Raw genomic sequence first — 17106 nt, forward strand, 5'->3', positions numbered from 1 at the left:
GCTCAGCTCCTCCGCAATTGTCGACTGGACAAGATATTCGGCAAGCAAACCGCCAAAGACTCATCGGTCTGCACGCGGAAGTAGTCGATATCCAGTTGTCGGCAGCCGCTTTCCAATGCTTGGCAGTAAGCGGCGATTGCCTTGCGATAGGCTCCTCCAATGAGGAGAGGATCGGTTACCACCTGAGACGCATCTTCCATTCCTTCGAAACGCGAGAGTTGGTCAAAGGGAAATTGCAGTTCGTCCGCATCGAGGATTTGGATCACCAAAACATCATGCCGAGCGTAGCGTGCCAGCCGCAGCGCACTGAGCAGTGCCTCGCGATCGTCGAGTAGATCGCTAAGCAGGATCATCAATCCAGGTTTAGTCGCTCGCTGAACAGTCTGTTGAATCGTCTCGGAGATTTCTGTGCGTCGATTGTGCTTCCCAGACTCCAACACTCGGACGATATCGTCGAACTGCACCGGACTGCTGCTCGGTGGCAACCAGTTGTCGATGCCATCCGAGAAGGTAATGAGACCTGCACTATCTTGTTGCGACACCACCAAATAGGCTAAGACACACGCGATCAACTGGGCAGTCTCAACCTTACTCAGGCTACTTTGCTGACCGCGATAGAGCATGCTCTCGCTTTGGTCCAACATTAAGTAGCAGGTTAGATTCGTCTCATCTTCGTACTGCTTCAGGTAATGTTTGTCGCTGCGCGCGTAGACTTTCCAATCGACTTGCCGCAAGTCATCTCCAGGAACGTACTCGCGATGCTGGGCGAATTCGATCGAGTGCCCGCGCAGCGGACTGCGATGCATCCCGGCGACCAGCCCTTCGATTAAAGTGCGAGCCCGGAGTCCCAGCGGTCGAACGGCTGCTAAAACTTTAGGATCGAAGTACTTTTGCGATGCGTTCAAGACTCTCACTATTGCTCAAAGTACGATCCGCGTATTGGATAACATCACTGATAATCTGCTCCACGGTGACGCCTTCGGCTTCAGCTTGAAAATTCAATTTCATCCGGTGTCGAAGGACAGAAGGTGCCACCGATTCGATATCTTCGCGACGCACGATGGGACTTCCGTGCATCGCCGCCCGCGCCTTGGCTCCCAAGACGATGTATTGGCTAGCCCGCGGCCCTGCCCCCCAACGCACGCAACGTCGCACCAATTCGTTCGCTTGATCATCGGAGGGACGGGTCAAGCGTGCAATCTGAGTCGCCACCAAAGCCAACTCGGGAGTGATCGCGATCCGTCGGACCAAGTGGGTCAGCTCCAGCAATCTCTCTCCGGTAAGACGCACTTGCGGCTCAGCGGTAGAATCGCTCGTCGTACGCAACACCACTTCCAGTTCGTCCGCCTGGCTGGGGTAGTCGACTAGCACGTTGAACATAAATCGATCGAGCTGTGCTTCGGGTAACGGATAGGTTCCCTCTTGCTCAATGGGGTTCTGGGTAGCTAGCACGAAGAAGGGAGAGGGCAACGCATGGCGACGACCGCCGGCAGTGACCTGCCGTTCCTGCATGGCTTCGAGGAGGGCGGCTTGGGTTTTGGGAGGAGTACGATTGACTTCGTCCGCCAGCACCACATTGGCGAAGATCGGTCCGGGGATGAAGCGAAATTCGCGCGTCCCGGTGGAGCGATCCTCTTGAATCACCTCGGTGCCAGTGATATCCGCTGGCATCAAATCGGGCGTAAACTGGATGCGGTTGAAGACGAGGTCGATCGACTTGGCCAAGCTGGAGATCATTAATGTCTTGGCCAGTCCTGGCACGCCCACCAACAGGCAGTGCCCCCCCGCCAGCATGGCAATTAGCAGTTGTTCAATCACCGCTTGCTGCCCCACGATGATCTCGGAGAGTTCGTCGCGAACCTCCTGCAACGTCTGGCTAAGCCGTGCGAGCGCCAACAGCTCATCCTCCGCCGCTGGCGCATCCCCGCCTCCACTCACTGAATTTTTGGCTGTGCTGGCCACAAGCCCTCCCGGGTTCTAGATCGAATGCACTGCGATTCTCTTATTCTCTATTTTTTCAATAAGAGTGCGTAAACGGTTCTCTTCCTTTGACGTCCGGTATTATAGCAGCCAGGGGGCAAGACAACCCAGTCCCAGTATGCCCTCGCTAAACAGCCTCCAAATTGCTGGTCCAGCGTCCCTGCTACCATGCGATGTCCGCTCGAGTTTTCCCTGTAAGTGATTGAACCTTGAACGCACAATTGCCCCCGCCAACTCCCTCCTCGCCAGAACCGGCAGACCTCGTGCACGGACTGTTCGTTTCAGACCTGCATCTGTTGAGCCCCAGAAGTGCTTGTCCTCACATCGAGACGGAATTGGCAGATTACGCTGGCGCACACAAGTGCATCGTGCTGGGAGGGGACATCTTTGATTTTCGCTGGAGCGATCGTGGCGGGCACGACCAAACGTTGGAAGCGACCTCACGCTGGTTGCAAGATTTACAACTGGCCACGGAAAACACCGATATTATCTACCTCCCTGGGAATCACGACTGCCACCCCGACTTTTTGGAACAACTCGAAAAACTCTCTCAACAATCCAAGAATTTCTCGTGGCAGCCGCACCACCTTCAATTGGGGAACAATCTGTTCTTTCATGGCGACATTCTCGATGCCGGCAATAGCCTCGAGGACTTACAGCGTTATCGCCGGCAATTCCATCATGTAAAACCCCAGTCGCAATGGGCTCATCGGAGCTACGATACGGCAGTTGGTCTGCGCGTCCACAAACTGGTGCCCAGAATCTTGCATCAACCGATGCGCACTTGCCAACGACTGCAGAATGCCATTGATCGCTTGAATCTCGATGACGCAAAGGCGGTTCGCAACGTGTTTTTCGGCCATACCCATGTTCCCATCGAAGGTTTGAAGCTGAACGGCCGAAGTTTTTACAATCCAGGTGCAGGCATGAAGCACATGCAATTGCAGCCACATGAATTCACTTTTGAACGAGCGATTCCTGCGTCGGAGATTCCACTGGCTTCCGATACCAGCACCAAACCTCCGTCGAAGTAGAGCTCTCAATCTAAGGGAATCAGACGATGCGATCGGACTGTTACTCGAGCGGTGAACGGGGCTGGATGCTTTTCGGCCAACAACTAAGAGCCAGATGGCTGGCGCCACTCTTGCTCCAACTAACGCAACGCCGCGTCACTGCGGACGGAATCACCTTGCTCGCCGGCGTCATCGGCTTGTGCTTTGTCCCGTTATGGCTCATGCATTATCGCTCAGCAGCGCTCGTCTGCTTGGCCATCCATACCCTTCTCGACGGCCTCGACGGCCCGCTGGCTCGCTTTCAGCACGCCGCTGGTCCGCGTGGAAGCTTCACCGACACTCTTACCGACCAGCTGGTGATCAGCGCCGTAACCATGGCCTGGATGATCGGCTCCCCGACGCCACTCAACATCTCAATGGGGGCCCTCTACATTTTTGTCTATGCGCTGGTGGTGTTCATGGCCATGGTCCGCAACGCGTTGGACATTCCCTACTCGTGGCTGCTTCGTCCCAGGTTCTTCGTCTATACCGCGCTGGCTCTCGATTGCTGCCTGGCGGGGCCAGCCACCGGTTACCTCACGACCTGGGTGATGCTGCTCTGCAATCTCGTGCTAGCATTGAAGGCCGCCACCGGCTTCCTTCGACTTCGCAGCCGACTCCCCGATTCCCACCTTTCCAACGCTACGCTCCGCGATTGGCCTTGATCGCAATCCCCGTTTGCCGCTATGTACGAAACGCTTTAGACGCTTCGCCCATCCCGCCAGACGACATGCACTATGATTATCGCCCGTATTGAAGGTGGCCTTGGAAACCAGATGTTTCAGTACGCCTATGGCCAGTACTTGGCACAGCGTCACCAAACGGAACTTCGACTTGACCTAAGAAGCTACGCGGCCGCTCCGCAGCATGGTTTTTTGCTCGATCGGTACTCCATTGAGGCCCAAGTTGCCGACAGCAGTCTATTGGCCCAGATACCGAGAAAATACCGTTCTACGGAAAGCATGCAGACGTCCAAGCTAGCCTGGCTGCGACCCACGAAATTCCCCCGCCACAAGGAATCACCATTTGGATTCCAAGCCAAACACTTGCGAGCCTCCGACAATCGCTACTTGGTAGGGTACTGGCAGAGCGAGCAGTTTTTTCCTGGTTTGGAGCAGCGGCTCTGCGAGGAATTTACCCTGGCCGCTCCCCTGTCGCTGCGCAGTCAGAAAGTGGCTGACAAAATCGCTGCGACCAACAGCATCGCAATCCATCTGCGCCGCGGAGACTACCTTTCCAACACCAGCGCCGCCCAGCTCTTTCATCACGTACAACTCGACTATTATCTGAACGCCATTACCGATTGGGCCCAGACCCAGCAACGGCCGGAAGTGTTCGTGTTCTCCAATGATATTCCATGGTGCAAAGAGAACGTTCAACTACCGTGGCCCGTGCACTTCGTTGATCACAATGGCGTCGAGACGGCCTATGAAGACATGGCCCTCATGCAGCAGGCAGCCTGCAATGTCATTGCCAACAGCACTTTCAGCTGGTGGGCAGCCTGGTTGAATCGGCGGCCGGGAAAAAACCGTTTACGCCCCCGAGACATGGTTTCGCCCCGGAACGCTCGACGGCTCAGCCATCCTACCCACCACATGGCGCACTGCCCCCGCCACATCCCCACTTTGTAAGGCGGCCTGACGTCATGGAAAGTCCCTCGGTCTCGGTTGTGATGACCATCTACAATGGCGAACGGTACTTGATCGATTCGCTCGCCAGCATTGTTGAACAGAGTTTTCAAGACTGGGAGCTCCTCTGCGTCAACGATGGCTCGCAAGATCGCAGCGGCGAAATCTTGCGTTGGTTTGCGGAATGCGACCCGCGGATCCGCATCCTTGAGCAAGAAAATGCTGGGATTGTCCAGGCAGCGAATCGTGGCTGCTACGCCGCGAACGCACCGTTGATTTGCCGCATGGATTGTGATGACATCGCTTACCCGCACCGCCTCCAGGTGCAATACGACTTTATGCGGGACCATCCACAGCACGTGGCAGTCGGTGGCGCAATCCTCGAGATTGACAATGACAGTGACCCTCTGGGACTGGCAAGTCTACCTACAAACCACCCAAACATTGTCGATAACCTACTCACGCGGCGAACCGGCTTGTTCAACCCGGCCTCGATGCTTCGCAAATCTGCTTTTGATGCCGTGGGCGGCTATCGCCCTGAATTTCTTTGGGTCGAGGACCACGATCTCTGGCTTCGACTCTCCGGCGAGGGCTTGCTGCATAACCTGACGGACCTAGTCCTGTGTTACCGGCAACACGCGTCCAGCACCTGTTGGCAACGCGCTTCCCTCCAACGTGAACTCATGAACCAACTACTCACCGAGGCGTACCAACAGCGTGGAAAGAGCGTTCCACCAGAATTGCTCTTGGCTGAAAAGAGCTACCTCAAAACTTCCGCTGGACCTGGGAAGTGGGCGCGAAAGGCAGCCAAGGGTGGTCATGTCCATTCGACGTTCAAGCATCTACACCACCTGCTCCGCTCCGATTCTAAATGGAGTTACAAGTCGAGAATGACTTTCGAATCGCTACTCCGTTTGATCGGTGGCTCCCCCCGTCGCTTGATCGCAGGCAGTCCTACCGTTAGGATCCCAAGCTTCCCACACTGGCACGCGCAACATGCCCAGCGAACAGTTCCACGATCGACACCCTCCAAGGCTGCTTGAGAAGCATTTTCAAGGCATATAGCGGAGCTGGTCGAGTCGCTCTCGCAAGGCTTTCACTGCTCGGTGCGCAACCTGCACAAACTCTGGATTGCCCAAGTCCTGGAGTTCTAGGCGATCGGGGGTACCAGAGTTCAATCGCCTCAGTCAGCGCGTTTTCCAACGCACGATCAACTCGGCAACCTGGGTTGAGTTGTGAGAGCTGATCAACCTCAACAGGCAGGCGCAACCGCAAGCAGGCAGGTCCGCCTCCGCCAGACATGCTTTCCGCCAGTGAAACGTAGCAGACCTCTTCGAGAGGAATGGCAGGATCGTTGAGCAAACGCTCAATCAGCTGACTAGCTTGCCCGCTCATGCGACACTGCTCTGGGCAGATCAACACCATGCGTGGTTGTTCCGCACTCCCACTTTGAGGAGTGATAATCTGGCTGTTAAAAAAAATAGCATGCAACGGCCTCCGACAACGAAAGTTCCGCCTCTCCCACTTCGATACGCACTAATGGGGCGCCGGTCTTCCGTTCAAATTGGTCCGCCACGCGATCGATTTCAGACTCACCGTCCACAAACGCGAACTGGTGGTAAATCAATAGGTTTTCGTGACTGGTAGCAATAACGTCGTTGTGGAAGACGCCCGCTGCGATCGCCGCCGGGTGCTGTTGCAAGAAGAACGTGCATTGCGGATCGAGTTGATGGAGTCGAGCAATGGCTTGGGATGCTGCAAGCGTATGGCGCGGCATGAAGCGAACATCGCATTCCGGGGTAAATTCCCCATGGACGAAAACATTCAGCCCAGTCTTCCCAAGCGGATCGCTCAATCGCATGTGGTTCGCTGCTCCCTCATCACGCAATGGAAAGACCGCAGGCAAAGGCGAGTGCGTTCGCAAGCCGTGCGGGTATAGCTGCTGCATCTCGATGGCTCGCTCACCAGCCTCGGAACCGCGGTGCCAACTACTCAGCAGATTTGCGGGAGTGAAGTGGGCTTGGGTATCGCGGCAGTCCCGTGCGGGCGAAAATGTCGCGGCATTCGCGGCCCACATGAAAGCGCTGCTGTAGGCAGCAGACAAGCCAGCAGAGGAGGATTGGTAGGCGGCTGAAACCTGCTCCGAGGGTGCCCCGTTAAAACCCATTTGCGAAAGAAATTCGAGCTGCGGCCGAATGGTGGCAACCAGAGGTATTGGGGAACTCCGAAGCTCGCGACCAAGGCCGCTTTGCGAAGCCCTTCCAGTGCGGCCAATTTCGGATTGCTCGGCTGGTCACGGTGGGCTTGAGACGCCACATTACCGACGCCCAGACCACTGAAATGATGAGTCGGCCCCACCAGGGAGTCTACGTTTGCTTCTACGATCATAAGTTTGCGATGCTTCATCGGCTAGTGCTTTGTCAAAGCTTAATTTTCGGGTTGCCCGGAAAAAGGTGTCCGACAACAAAAGCCGGAACGGCCCTTCGGGTGCTGTGCACTTTTGGTGTCGGACACGAATGGCACTTAATCGGCCTAAGGTACTGGTGCTTCTAGAGTTAAGTTCGATTGACAGCAGGGGGCTTCACTTGCGATGAGTTTGGGTAATCTTACCCTCCCGAACACACCAAGCAAGGAAGCCCCCGTGTGCCATCATCCGTTTGATTCGTTCCGCTGTCGAGTCCAACATGCGCGCCAACACGGCGATCTTTACTTCGCCGCCTTGATCTCCAAAGAGACTATCGCGTCAGTCTTTGGCAATGCAAGTGCCATTCTCGATTCGGCCAGAGTTTACAACACATCGGTCACGCTGTGGGTCTTCCTCTCGCAAGTCATGAGCATCCACCACGGCTGCGTCTCTGCGGTCGCCAAGCTGATCACCCATCGAGTCGCCAACAACCAAACTGCTTGCTCTGCCGAAACCGGTGCTTACTGCATTGCTCGAGACAAAATCGACGAGCAATCCATGCAACGTCTTGTGACGGCCAGCGGACTTGCGATTGAAGACAGCAGTCCCGACCATTGGCGATGGCTGGGGCACCGCGTGATCACCGCCGATGGTGCCACCGTCACGATGGCAGACACGTCGGAGAATCAAGCCGCCTACCCGCAACTTAGTAGTCAAGCACCCGGTTGTGGATTTCCGATCTTGCGAGTCGTTGTACTGTTCGCGTTGTCGACTGGCGTTGTGCTCGACATGGCGATGGGCCGATACAAAGGTAAGTTCACTCACGAAGTAAGTTTGTTTCGTCAGATCGACGCAATCATCGAAGAAACCGATGTTTTCCTAGCTGATCGCGCCTATGCGGGTTGGTTCGAGATGGCGAGGATGATTCAACGTGGTGCACACGTCGTTGTTCGCAAACACCAGTTGCGCAAGTCAGATTTTCGGACTGGAATTCGTTACGGCAAAGACGATCACTCCATCCAAATCGACAAGCCAGCTCGTCCCGACTGGATGAGCATTGAAGAGTACGAGACGTACCCGGACTTCATCACCATTCGCGAGATCCGTATCCGAGTTGAGAACAACGGATTTCGCACTCGCGAGATTATCGTTCACACATCGCTGTCGGACGATACGGAGTACACGAGGAGACATCGCGGCCCTGTTCCGTAGAAGGTGGCAAGCAGAACTTCATTTACGGAGCTTGAAAACGGTCATGCAGATGGAACACTTGCGCTGTAAAAAGCCGCATCGAGTGCGGAACGAAATTCGGACGCACATGTTGGCTTACAATTTGATTCGCGGGGTGATGTCTGAAGCGGCCGTCGAAGGCGACGTTCAATGGCATATCAGTTCAAGTCAACACTGACAACGGTGACGGATATGCTTCCGGTTCTAGGCCTAATCAGCAACGCCGATGAATTATGCACTGTGTTGTACCGCTGCTGCTTGCAACACGCAGTTGGCAATCGACCGGACCGCTACGAGCCCAGGGTGCTCAAGCGAAGACCGAAGAAATACAAGCTGATGCAAAAGCCAAGAAGCGAATACAAACCCGGGGAGGCATAGGACTTACGCCGATTAAGTGCCATTCGTGTCGGACACCTTTTTCCGAACGCTCGCTAAACCCTAATTCTTAGTGTTGACAATGCACTAGAGTCGTTCGAGGCCCGGCACGGCTTGGCCGGTTTCGTTTAAGGTGTGACTCTCCAAGGATGCCATGGGGTAGGAGCAGTAATCGGCAGCAAAATACCCACTGGGACGATGATTGCCACTTCCGCCAACGCCACCAAATGGAAGCTTGCCACTGGCTCCCGTGGTCTGCCGATTCCAATTGACAACGCCAGCCCGAATGCGATGAAGGAAGTAGTGGAAATCCTCCACGCGGTCGCCCACAAACCCGGCCGACAAGCCGAATTGCGTTTGGTTCGCCAGAGCAATAGCTTCTTCAAAGTCGTGAGCTGTTTGCAAGGTGAGCAACGGACCAAAATGCTCACAGTCGTCAACTTGCGCTCCCGATTTCAATTCCAGCAAACCAGGGTCACCAGGGCATTGCAGGATTCGCGGCGTTGCATTGGTACCACAGGCTCAGCCCCTCGCTCTAGGAGTACCGCTTGGGCATTCAGCATCTGCTCAGCCGCCCGCTCGTTAATGAGGGTTCCCATAAAGGGTTGAGGTTCTTCCATCGGTAAACCAACCGCTATTTTGGGAATCAATTCTCGCAGTTGTTCGCTCAGTTGAGCGCTCAAGGATTCTCCAACGACGATCAATCGCCGTGCGCACGTACAGCGTTGCCCTGAGGTGATGTAGGCCGATTGAATGGTAGTGATCGCAGCGCCGCGCAGATCGCTGGCCCCCGTGAACCACCAAGGGATTGTTCCCTCCCAGTTCTAGAGCCAAGATTTTGTGAGGTTTTCCGGCGAGCATCTGATGCAATTTGACTCCCACTCGGTGGCTTCCGGTGAAGAGCACTCCGTCCACCTCGACATGCTCTACCGCTGCAGTCGCCACTTCGGCAGCGCCGTGGAGCAGGTTCAGCACCCCCGCCGGCAGTCCGGCGGAGTGCCATGCTTCGGCCAGCCACTGTCCGGTAGCTGCGCCAACTCACTCGTTTGAAAACGATCGTATTGCCCGCCAGGAGCGCTGGCACAATGTGAGCTCCCGGTAAATGCGCCGGCAGATTGAACGGTCCAAGAACCAGCATCACCCCATGGGGACGATAGCGTGTAACCGCCAGCAGATCTCCCATCTCTTCGGTTGTGGTCCAGCGTCGTTTGAGGATCGCATCGAAGGAATTGGCTACCTTCGTGGCAGCTGCTCCCACCTCTGTGCGAGCTTCCCACAGGGGCTTCCCCGTCTCTCGCGCGACGATCGAGGCTAGCTCCTCCTGCCTGGCCTTGAGTGTTTCGGCAAACTTCCGACACACGCTCATGCGTTCATCGAGTGATTTCTCAGACCAAGTGGGGAAGGCTTGGCGCGCGGCCCCCACGGCGCGATCGACCTGGCTGGAAGATGCCCAATTCCCCTCCCACATCACTTCCGCATTCGCGGGAGACACCCGCTGCCAAGCAACTCCCTCACCCGAGAGCCACGCCCCATCGATAAGGAGTCTCCCCAACTCCGGGGTGAATGGCACGCTGTCGGAGGCGGGCTTGATTGAACGATCCATGACTCGGCTTCCTAAGAGGAACGTGTTTCAGTTGGATAAAAGAGCCATCGCGCGAATCTCCTGCCCCACATTGAGCTCCAATGCGGCTGCGGTGGACTCACTCACGATCACTCCGCCGTTATCCGTGTGAGCGATGTCGGATAACGCAGCACAAAATCCCGTCGTTGCTGATGCGACAATACTTGCCGTTCCGGTAACCTGCGCCGCAATCTGCTCTACCAATTGTACTTGCGTTCGACGGACAGCAGAAATTTCATCGCGGCGGCAACGCACCACGGGACCTCCATCGAAGATATCGATTAGGTCAATCTTCTCAAACCCTCGGCTTCCAGCATGGCCAGTGCGGGGCGTGTTTGTGGATGCACTGCCCCCATGACCTTTCGAGCCGCCTCGGGCAGGGCTCGTGTAGATCGGATAGCGCGGCATCAAGTCTTCGATAAAGCGTTTGTTGATCGTCGAAAGACTATCTGCCTGCGGAAAATCAATGGCGAAAAAATGCTTGCCAATCGCATCCCAGAAGGGGCAATCCCCGGCGTCGGTCATCACGCCTCGCATCTCGGCAATCACCGAGTCTGCAAAGCGATTGGGGTGCGCGGCCATAAACGCGAAGCGAGCCAAGCTCAGGAGGGCGGCCCCTCCCCTGCCCGCGATATTCCGGCAATAAAAATAGGCTACCAATTTCGGTAGGACCATCGTGAATCTTTTCTAGGTGAAGCGATTCGACCCGTTGCGTCCGCTTGAGCAGCTCACTATGCGCCGATTCCACTACGCGTCGGTAACTGTAGAAGGGCTCGTAGCCACCGGTCTTACTAAAGATGCAGGACAGGCCAACTAGCTTTGCCTGAGTGGTATCTTCCATAACAAACACATAGGGTTCCCCCGATGGTTTTTCGGTCTGACGATTGAAGGCAAAATGCGACAGTTCTACACGTTCGACAAGCTGCTTGCGATCGATCTGCAGTGTGGTCATTCCATAAGTAGCCTGCTCGATCAAGGCCCACAGCTCGTCCAAGTCTTCTAACCGCACGGAGCGTACAATCACCAACTCACCGTTCCTTCTGCAAGAACTTGATCCATGATTTGGATGGCCCCATCAATATCTGCAAGCGTCGTACAACCCGGAGGAGGCAAGAAACGCACGCGTGTCGGATTTCCACCTGCCACAAAGCCCATGAGGCCAGCATCAAACAGGGCGTGCACGAATTCCGTTGCAACTTCCGGCGAACCGTCCCCTGGGGTTAAGGCAAACATCATGCCGCACCCATGCGGGCCGGCGATTTTGCCGGGTACTTGGCGATCAATCGCCCCAACTGCTCTTCGAAGTATTGGTGCCGCTGCGCGTTCTGCCCGTGAGCCCCAAAGCATCCCGTTTGCTGTAGTTCGTCGAGCACTACCAAGGCCGCTGCGATGGAACTGCTGGCTGCCGTAAACGTCTGCTCAACAGCGGCCCCTTGGGCTGGAGCTCGTCGCGATAGAGCGTCGCACACAACTGCGTAATTTTCCCGATCGTGACGAGATCGGCCAGGGCATCCAATTCAAAGTGCTGAAAGGCAAAGGGCTGGCTCAGGCGGCCGAAGGTTTGAACCTCGTCAAAGATGATCAACACATTGTCTTGCTTAGCTCGCTCAATCAACTTGGTGAAGTACTCGGTCGATCCAGGATAGTATCCACCTTCGCCAGCGACCAACTCCAACCACAGCGCCGCATACTTCCCTGGGTGACGTTTCAAGTGCTTGTCTAGGGCTGCCAGGGAACGTTCCTGAGATGCAAGGGAATGATCGGGATCACTGGAGGGGATATAGTCCACGGCCAGAGCGGTAGGCAATCCGGTGCGGTATTGCGGTCGATCAGTGAGCTGCGCCATAGCGATCGTTCGACCAGCAAAGCAATTGTCCAGCGCAATCACTCGGTCTGCGGGTGCGCGATTGTGGAATGCAATTTTGAGCGCATTCTCATTGGCCATCGCCCCACTGGTCGAAAGCAGGCAGTGCTGCAACGCGGCTCCCTGCTGCCCTGCAAGTTCGAGCAACCGTTCGCAGATTTCGAGAGAGGGTCGATGTTGCTGCAGGTTTCCTTGCATGACCGTATCTTCCAAGGCAGCCATCAGCCCCGCCTGCAGTAGACGCGGGTGGCTGTGCCCCAAACCATGCACGCCAATCCCCGAGATGAAATCAAGCTTGATACTGCCGTCGGCCAGTTCAACCCACGGCCCTCGCCCCACTCCACTCGCTAGATAGCGAAAGTAGGGCTTTCCGCCACGTGCTTCCGCCAAACGATCGAGCTGAGATTGGTAAGTGGTTTCAAGTTCAGTTGTGGCGGAGCGCGGCCCCGCAACCTTGGCTTGAATGTCTGCTAGCGCCGCTAACAATAACTCCTCGGCTTGTTTCACCCGAGGATCATCGCGCAATTGATCTGCCAGGAGTTGTTTCGAATCAGGCATGGTTGAGCCATCTTTCCGCAACGAGCTGCTCTACAACAATTGTCCAGCTGAAAATCGCTGCAATAGATTTACTAAAAGTTTAGATTTATCGACTAACGACGAGGTCTCTACCCACTCTTCCTTGCTATGCAATCCACCACCAATGGGGCCTAGCGTATCGACGTTCGGCAGGCCGGCGGCGGCCAATTTGTTCCCATCACAAACTCCGCCCGTGGATACCCACTGCACTTCCTCCAATCCCAGCTGGAGCGACTCTTGGCCAATGGCCTCCATGAGCGCCTCGATGGCGGGTGTTCTCAACTTGGGCGGCGAAGTGATGTTCCCGCTGACATGACAAGTAAACCCCTCGGTTTGTTCTACCGCTGCCACGCGATTCTGCAACTCGGATTCGAACCAAGCAATGCTTTCCTGATCGGACAAACGCACATTCCAGCGGCCCACCGCGCGATCCGGCACAACGTTCAACGGGCCTCCCCCACCGATCCAAGCCACATTCAGGGTCAGCCCCGGTCGTTGACCGTTCAGCCCATGCAATCCGTACAGAAACTCGCACAGCTTGGCTACTGCGCTGCGGCCCTCTTCAAAACTCCGACCAGCGTGCGCTGAACGCCCACCGATCACCACCGTAAAATTTCCCGAACCCTTGCGCTGCGCAACCATCTCGCCCGTCGGTAAAGCAGGCTCAAACAAAAACCCGACGTCGAATTCCGAGGCCAATCGCGCCAACAAGGAACTGGAATGTGGCGAACCAAGCTCTTCATCGGGATTGAGCAATACCGTCCACCCACAGTCGGGAGCGAGTCCAAATTGCTCTACGGCTCGCAACGCGTTGCGGATAACGACGATTCCCCCCTTGGCATCTGCCACTCCCGGCCCCTGCAGGCGATCGGAGTCCAGTATGCGGCAGCGCTGAAAGGGATGCCCGGCTGGAAAAACGGTATCGTAGTGGATAGCCAATAGCAGGCGCCGCGCCGCTTGCGGCCTACAATCCCAGCGCAATGCCGGACCGGTCTGCAGTTCAATCTCCTGCCCCAAATCGTCGATTTCGCAACGCGGTGGTAGGGCGATGCGACGCGCGGTCGCATCGGGGAAATCCATCCACGCCTCCAACCACTGGGCGACCTGCTCGAGCCCTGCCAAATTGTTCGAACCAGAATTCTGATTCGCCAGCTCAACGAGATCAGATCGCATCGCCTCTTGTTGGGCATCGAGCCAATGGTGAGCTGCGTTCATGGAGTTACTCTGATTTGGTGCTAAATCGATGAATGGTTGTTTGTTCGAACACCATCCCCGGATCGAGCCGCGTTGTGGGAAAGTGGGGTTGGTTCGGAGAGTCAGGATAGTGCTGTGTCTCCAGGCAGAAACCACCGTGAGGTTCATGCACGCCGTCCAAGTGATTCCCAGTGTACAACTGCACTCCGGGCTGCGTGGTCAAGACTTCCATCATGCGTCCTGAGGCGGGGTCGACTGCGTTTCCTACCGAGCGCATTGTGCCCGGGGCTCCATCGACTACAAAGCAGTGGTCATAGCCTTTCGTATCGGGCAATTGAGCAATGCGTTCGCCCAGAGCGCGCGGGCTACGAAAGTCTAGCACGCTTTCGGCCACCGGTAGGATCTGGCCAGTCGGTATCAACGTCTCATCCACGTCCAGATATTTTTCACAGTTCAATTGCAAGACATGCGCGAGCACGTCTCCCGTGCCAGCGCCCGCCAGATTCCAATAGGAATGATTGGTAAGATTGAGGACGGTTGATCGATCGGTCGTCGCTCGGAAGGCAAATGACAATTCATCGGCGTCGGACCAAGTGTATTCCACCGTTACCGTCAGCGTGCCTGGGTAGCCTTCATCTCCATCGGTGCTCACATGAGTCAAGCGCACGCTACTCCGATCACTCGCCTCGATCACTTCTGCCCCCCAAACCATCCGGTCAAACCCCTCAAGTCCACCATGCAAGTGGTTGGGACCGTTGTTGACCGCCAAGGAGTACTCCTGGCCATCCAGCGAAAAACGTCCGCTGGCAATGCGGTTGCAAAATCGCCCCACGGTCGATCCCAAGTAGGGATGCCGCTCGAGATAGCCCGCTAAGGTCGAATACCCAAGATTGACATTTTGGAGCTGACCGCACCGATCTGGAACCTCCACGGAGACTAGAATGGCACCATAGTTGGTGAGCTTAATGATATTTCCACGGCTATTCGTGAGCGTAAATAACTCAACCGCCGTTCCATCAGGAGTTGAACCAAAGCTTGTGCGTGCTACTGCCATTCTCAAAACCAACTAAATCGGGTGGGAAACGTAAACAATTATGCTAATCGGTAACGGGGTTTCTCCACAGGGCCCAAGCCCGTGTCGTTTTCTTCATTTTTCAGTTCATTTAAAGCATCAATGGCCGCCCGGCGCGGGAGCCAGTGTAAGTTCCAAGGAGCCCTGCTCTACGGCTTGTTGATATCCATTCCCCACCGCGCGAGCTAGGCCGAAATAGCATTTTGAGTTTCAAGTTGGAGACAGTGCCCAAATTGGAGATAGTGCCCAAAATTGCCCCGTAGCAAAAAACACCTATTCTTGCTCATGCGGCGAGTTACGATTGAGACGATTCTGCAAGCGGGTTCCACGGTGGGGACCGGACGATTCTCGCCACCCAGGAAGAAATTTTTCGAAATCCTCGCAACAGTCTACATCAACGGGCAACCATACTACTGAAGTAGGTTAAAGCACTTCTCACCTATTCTAGCCTTTCACGATGACATCTTCGACGATCAGCGACCCGCTTGCCGCTTTCCATGACCACGAAACGTGGTTGAGGACGACGTTGCATGCGCGGTTGGGGAATCGTGACGAGGTCGATGAGGTGATGCAAGAGGTCGCGGTAGCGGCGGCCAATCAGTCCGCCAAGGCTGTCCCCGTTGAACGGGTCGGACCGTGGTTGTATCAGGTTGCCCTTCGGCAGGTCATGCTCTTTCGACGCAAGGCGGGCCGTAGACGAAAACTGATGAACAACGTCGCCGAGAAATTGGCGCCAACCGAAGTCGATGTGCGTTCCAAGCCAGCGGTAGAGTTCCTGATCGGCGAAGAGCGGGGAGAAGCAGTTCGCGCCGCCATGGCGCGAATCGACGAACGCGATAGGCAACTCCTACTCTTGAAATACGTGGAGGGACTGTCCTACGGAGAGATCGCCAATCGAATCGGCGTCACGGCCAGTGCGGTTCAATCTCGACTGCACCGCGCCCGAGCAACGTTACGACAACAATTGAGAAGTGATGAATCATGGGCCTGAAGGTGAAAATCGATCAATCCGTGCTTGATGAATTAGTGGCTGGTTCCATTCCCCGGGAACGCTACCGCCACATTATGACCGCGCTCGATTCGGACCCAACTCAATGGCGCGACTGCGCCATGACCTTTCTCGAAGAACAGGCCATTCAGGAAGAATTGAGCGCGCTGGTTCAGCGCGACGTCGACTGGGATACGATTCGCATTCCCTCAGCTACCGATCCATGGCTAGGCAGCGCTGGTGGGGAATCAACGCGTTCCGATAGTTCCAAGTCGAGTTCCACTGCGGTACCTTCGCATGCCGCAGGCAACACCGCCGAGCAATCGAAGACGCAACCACTCTCCCGCACTCCCCCGGTCAGCGCCGCGGCGGTGCTTCGAGAATCAGAAAATCATCCGGTGCAGGTCAGCGAGAGTCCCATCCCTCCACGCTTGCTCCAGCTGCAAAAATTCACTTCCCTAGCCGCGCTATTGCTCATCAGTTTCACAATCGGCTGGTTCGGATCTGGAATGAGCGGCGAGTCTGGTGCCTCAGGCGGGCCATTGGGAAATCCGCTAGTGGGCCATCAGTCCGCTTCACCATCCCCCTCACTGAAAACCACCATCGTCGGCGATAGTCCGAAATCTTCGCCTCCACCACCCTCCAGGCAGTCGCGCAAGAATCAAGTTTTTCGCATCGATCGTGAAATTCCAGCTTCGCTGCGAGAGCTCGAGCGGCAGGGGCTTATCCGCATTGAAACCATTGATGGATTAATGCCGGTAGAGCTCGACAATGGTACGTCTGCCATCGTTCCCGTTCAGCAATTCCGAATCGTTCCCACCAGCCAATCGTACTAACGCGCATTGGGGAAGCACCCATTGGGGACGCTGCAAAACCAACACTGGTCGCCTCCCGCCGCCACTGCCGCGCGAAACGTGCGCGCACTGCTGTCCTGAGGAAGCGGCAATCGCGCCCCCGTACCCGGAGCGATGCGGGCTGTTGAAATAGTAACCCGCTGCGTGAGCAAGGAAAGATAGTTGCCGCTACAAGGCAATTTGGGACGCTACCTCCGTGTCAAAACACAAATTGCTATTAAATCAACAGCCCGGATGGTGTAGGGCTAGTAACCCGCTTGCTCCGTTT

General features: G+C 55.9%; 19 protein-coding genes and 4 pseudogenes. 9 read left to right on the forward strand and 14 right to left on the reverse strand.

Translation table 11 applies throughout. From position 1 onward, the window contains the following. Positions 1-2: 2 nt before the first annotated feature. Entirely contained in the window at positions 3-905 is a 903-nt protein-coding gene (locus tag Q31a_RS29550) for a DUF58 domain-containing protein (RefSeq protein WP_145086482.1), read from the reverse strand. Continuing rightward, positions 874-1962, reverse strand: coding sequence for an AAA family ATPase (locus tag Q31a_RS29555; protein ID WP_231690999.1), 1089 nt, complete (start codon positions 1960-1962; stop codon positions 874-876). The genes Q31a_RS29550 and Q31a_RS29555 overlap by 32 nt, the downstream gene beginning before the upstream one ends. Positions 1963-2189: 227 nt before the next feature. On the opposite strand from Q31a_RS29555, the gene Q31a_RS29560 reads away from it, so the two are divergent. From Q31a_RS29560 to Q31a_RS29575, 4 genes are all read left to right on the forward strand, one after another. Next, entirely contained in the window at positions 2190-3014 is an 825-nt protein-coding gene (locus Q31a_RS29560; protein WP_145086485.1) for a metallophosphoesterase, read from the forward strand. Between the two features lie 26 nt (positions 3015-3040). Next, positions 3041-3697, forward strand: coding sequence for a CDP-alcohol phosphatidyltransferase family protein (locus Q31a_RS29565; RefSeq protein WP_145086488.1), 657 nt, complete (start codon positions 3041-3043; stop codon positions 3695-3697). Between the two features lie 72 nt (positions 3698-3769). Then, the gene (locus Q31a_RS29570; protein ID WP_145086491.1) at positions 3770-4663 is read left to right on the forward strand and encodes an alpha-1,2-fucosyltransferase; all 894 of its coding nucleotides are present in this window, start codon (positions 3770-3772) and stop codon (positions 4661-4663) included. Between the two features lie 14 nt (positions 4664-4677). After that, the gene (locus Q31a_RS29575) at positions 4678-5703 is read left to right on the forward strand and encodes a glycosyltransferase family 2 protein (RefSeq protein ID WP_145086494.1); all 1026 of its coding nucleotides are present in this window, start codon (positions 4678-4680) and stop codon (positions 5701-5703) included. Here the strand turns inward: Q31a_RS29575 and Q31a_RS31480 are convergent. Together Q31a_RS31480 and Q31a_RS29585 are read right to left on the reverse strand one after the other, a co-directional pair. Continuing rightward, positions 5621-6151, reverse strand: a complete 531-nt coding sequence (locus Q31a_RS31480; RefSeq protein WP_145086498.1) for an N-succinylarginine dihydrolase — start codon at positions 6149-6151, stop codon at positions 5621-5623. The genes Q31a_RS29575 and Q31a_RS31480 overlap by 83 nt on opposite strands. Continuing rightward, positions 6132-7066, reverse strand: a pseudogene (locus Q31a_RS29585) (N-succinylarginine dihydrolase). Before Q31a_RS29585 ends, Q31a_RS31480 begins: the two are co-directional and overlap by 20 nt. Before the next feature lie 235 nt (positions 7067-7301). Between Q31a_RS29585 and Q31a_RS30605 the strand changes: the two are divergent. From Q31a_RS30605 to Q31a_RS30610, 3 genes are read left to right on the forward strand one after another with little or no spacing between them, the layout of a single operon-like run. Continuing rightward, positions 7302-8276: a transposase gene (locus Q31a_RS30605; protein WP_197355933.1), complete on the forward strand. Its 975-nt coding sequence runs from the start codon at positions 7302-7304 to the stop codon at positions 8274-8276. Next, a complete protein-coding gene (locus Q31a_RS31485; protein ID WP_197355935.1) occupies positions 8179-8472 on the forward strand; it encodes a transposase in 294 nt (97 codons plus the stop codon). Before Q31a_RS30605 ends, Q31a_RS31485 begins: the two co-directional genes overlap by 98 nt. Continuing rightward, entirely contained in the window at positions 8445-8672 is a 228-nt protein-coding gene (locus tag Q31a_RS30610) for a hypothetical protein (protein WP_197356919.1), read from the forward strand. Before Q31a_RS31485 ends, Q31a_RS30610 begins: the two co-directional genes overlap by 28 nt. An 84-nt stretch (positions 8673-8756) precedes the next feature. Here Q31a_RS30610 and Q31a_RS31225 read toward each other — a convergent pair whose 3' ends face one another. The 10 genes and pseudogenes from Q31a_RS31225 to Q31a_RS29625 all read right to left on the reverse strand — a co-directional run bounded on the left by Q31a_RS31225 (position 8757) and on the right by Q31a_RS29625 (position 14978). Next, on the reverse strand, positions 8757-9137 hold the full coding sequence (locus Q31a_RS31225; protein ID WP_197355937.1) for an aldehyde dehydrogenase family protein: 381 nt from the start codon (positions 9135-9137) through the stop codon (positions 8757-8759). Further along, positions 9125-9478 carry an aldehyde dehydrogenase family protein gene (locus Q31a_RS31230; protein WP_197356913.1) on the reverse strand — a complete coding sequence of 118 codons (354 nt, stop codon included), beginning with the start codon at positions 9476-9478 and terminating at the stop codon, positions 9125-9127. The genes Q31a_RS31225 and Q31a_RS31230 overlap by 13 nt, the downstream gene beginning before the upstream one ends. Positions 9479-9521: 43 nt before the next feature. Further along, a pseudogene (locus Q31a_RS31490) lies at positions 9522-9644 on the reverse strand (aldehyde dehydrogenase family protein); the annotation flags it as partial. A 79-nt stretch (positions 9645-9723) separates the two neighbouring features. Next, a pseudogene (locus Q31a_RS31495) lies at positions 9724-10272 on the reverse strand (aldehyde dehydrogenase family protein); the annotation flags it as partial. A gap of 27 nt (positions 10273-10299) precedes the next feature. Continuing rightward, a complete protein-coding gene (locus Q31a_RS31555) occupies positions 10300-10965 on the reverse strand; it encodes an arginine N-succinyltransferase (protein WP_145086510.1) in 666 nt (221 codons plus the stop codon). Further along, a pseudogene (locus tag Q31a_RS31560) lies at positions 10961-11314 on the reverse strand (arginine N-succinyltransferase); the annotation flags it as partial. The pseudogene Q31a_RS31560 and the gene Q31a_RS31555, both read right to left, overlap by 5 nt. Continuing rightward, positions 11311-11526, reverse strand: a complete 216-nt coding sequence (locus tag Q31a_RS31040; protein WP_231691000.1) for a hypothetical protein — start codon at positions 11524-11526, stop codon at positions 11311-11313. The gene Q31a_RS31040 and the pseudogene Q31a_RS31560, both read right to left, overlap by 4 nt. Before the next feature lie 136 nt (positions 11527-11662). Continuing rightward, positions 11663-12712, reverse strand: coding sequence for an aminotransferase class III-fold pyridoxal phosphate-dependent enzyme (locus tag Q31a_RS29615; RefSeq protein ID WP_231691001.1), 1050 nt, complete (start codon positions 12710-12712; stop codon positions 11663-11665). 30 nt (positions 12713-12742) lie between these two features. Further along, positions 12743-13945 carry a hydrolase gene (locus tag Q31a_RS29620; protein ID WP_145086516.1) on the reverse strand — a complete coding sequence of 401 codons (1203 nt, stop codon included), beginning with the start codon at positions 13943-13945 and terminating at the stop codon, positions 12743-12745. Between the two features lie 4 nt (positions 13946-13949). Then, the gene (locus Q31a_RS29625; protein WP_145086519.1) at positions 13950-14978 is read right to left on the reverse strand and encodes an aldose epimerase family protein; all 1029 of its coding nucleotides are present in this window, start codon (positions 14976-14978) and stop codon (positions 13950-13952) included. Between the two features lie 475 nt (positions 14979-15453). Between Q31a_RS29625 and Q31a_RS29630 the strand changes: the two genes are divergently transcribed. Together Q31a_RS29630 and Q31a_RS29635 are read left to right on the forward strand one after the other, a co-directional pair. Continuing rightward, positions 15454-15987, forward strand: a complete 534-nt coding sequence (locus tag Q31a_RS29630) for an RNA polymerase sigma factor (protein ID WP_145086522.1) — start codon at positions 15454-15456, stop codon at positions 15985-15987. Next, positions 15978-16820, forward strand: a complete 843-nt coding sequence (locus Q31a_RS29635) for a hypothetical protein (protein ID WP_145086525.1) — start codon at positions 15978-15980, stop codon at positions 16818-16820. The genes Q31a_RS29630 and Q31a_RS29635 overlap by 10 nt, the downstream gene beginning before the upstream one ends. Positions 16821-17106: the final 286 nt, after the last annotated feature.

Source organism: Aureliella helgolandensis (assembly GCF_007752135.1).
Taxonomy (GTDB): Bacteria; Planctomycetota; Planctomycetia; order Pirellulales; family Pirellulaceae; genus Aureliella; species Aureliella helgolandensis.

Coding starts and splice junctions, on each gene's coding strand:
- Q31a_RS29565 (WP_145086488.1), top strand. CDS start 3,041: ATGCGATCGGACTGTTACTCGAGCGGTGAACGGGGCTGGATGCTTTTC.
- Q31a_RS29570 (WP_145086491.1), top strand. CDS start 3,770: ATGATTATCGCCCGTATTGAAGGTGGCCTTGGAAACCAGATGTTTCAG.
- Q31a_RS29575 (WP_145086494.1), top strand. CDS start 4,678: ATGGAAAGTCCCTCGGTCTCGGTTGTGATGACCATCTACAATGGCGAA.
- Q31a_RS30610 (WP_197356919.1), top strand. CDS start 8,445: ATGGCATATCAGTTCAAGTCAACACTGACAACGGTGACGGATATGCTT.
- Q31a_RS31555 (WP_145086510.1), bottom strand. CDS start 10,965: ATGGTCCTACCGAAATTGGTAGCCTATTTTTATTGCCGGAATATCGCG.
- Q31a_RS31040 (WP_231691000.1), bottom strand. CDS start 11,526: ATGATGTTTGCCTTAACCCCAGGGGACGGTTCGCCGGAAGTTGCAACG.
- Q31a_RS29615 (WP_231691001.1), bottom strand. CDS start 12,712: ATGCCTGATTCGAAACAACTCCTGGCAGATCAATTGCGCGATGATCCT.
- Q31a_RS29620 (WP_145086516.1), bottom strand. CDS start 13,945: ATGAACGCAGCTCACCATTGGCTCGATGCCCAACAAGAGGCGATGCGA.
- Q31a_RS29625 (WP_145086519.1), bottom strand. CDS start 14,978: ATGGCAGTAGCACGCACAAGCTTTGGTTCAACTCCTGATGGAACGGCG.
- Q31a_RS29630 (WP_145086522.1), top strand. CDS start 15,454: ATGACATCTTCGACGATCAGCGACCCGCTTGCCGCTTTCCATGACCAC.
- Q31a_RS29635 (WP_145086525.1), top strand. CDS start 15,978: ATGGGCCTGAAGGTGAAAATCGATCAATCCGTGCTTGATGAATTAGTG.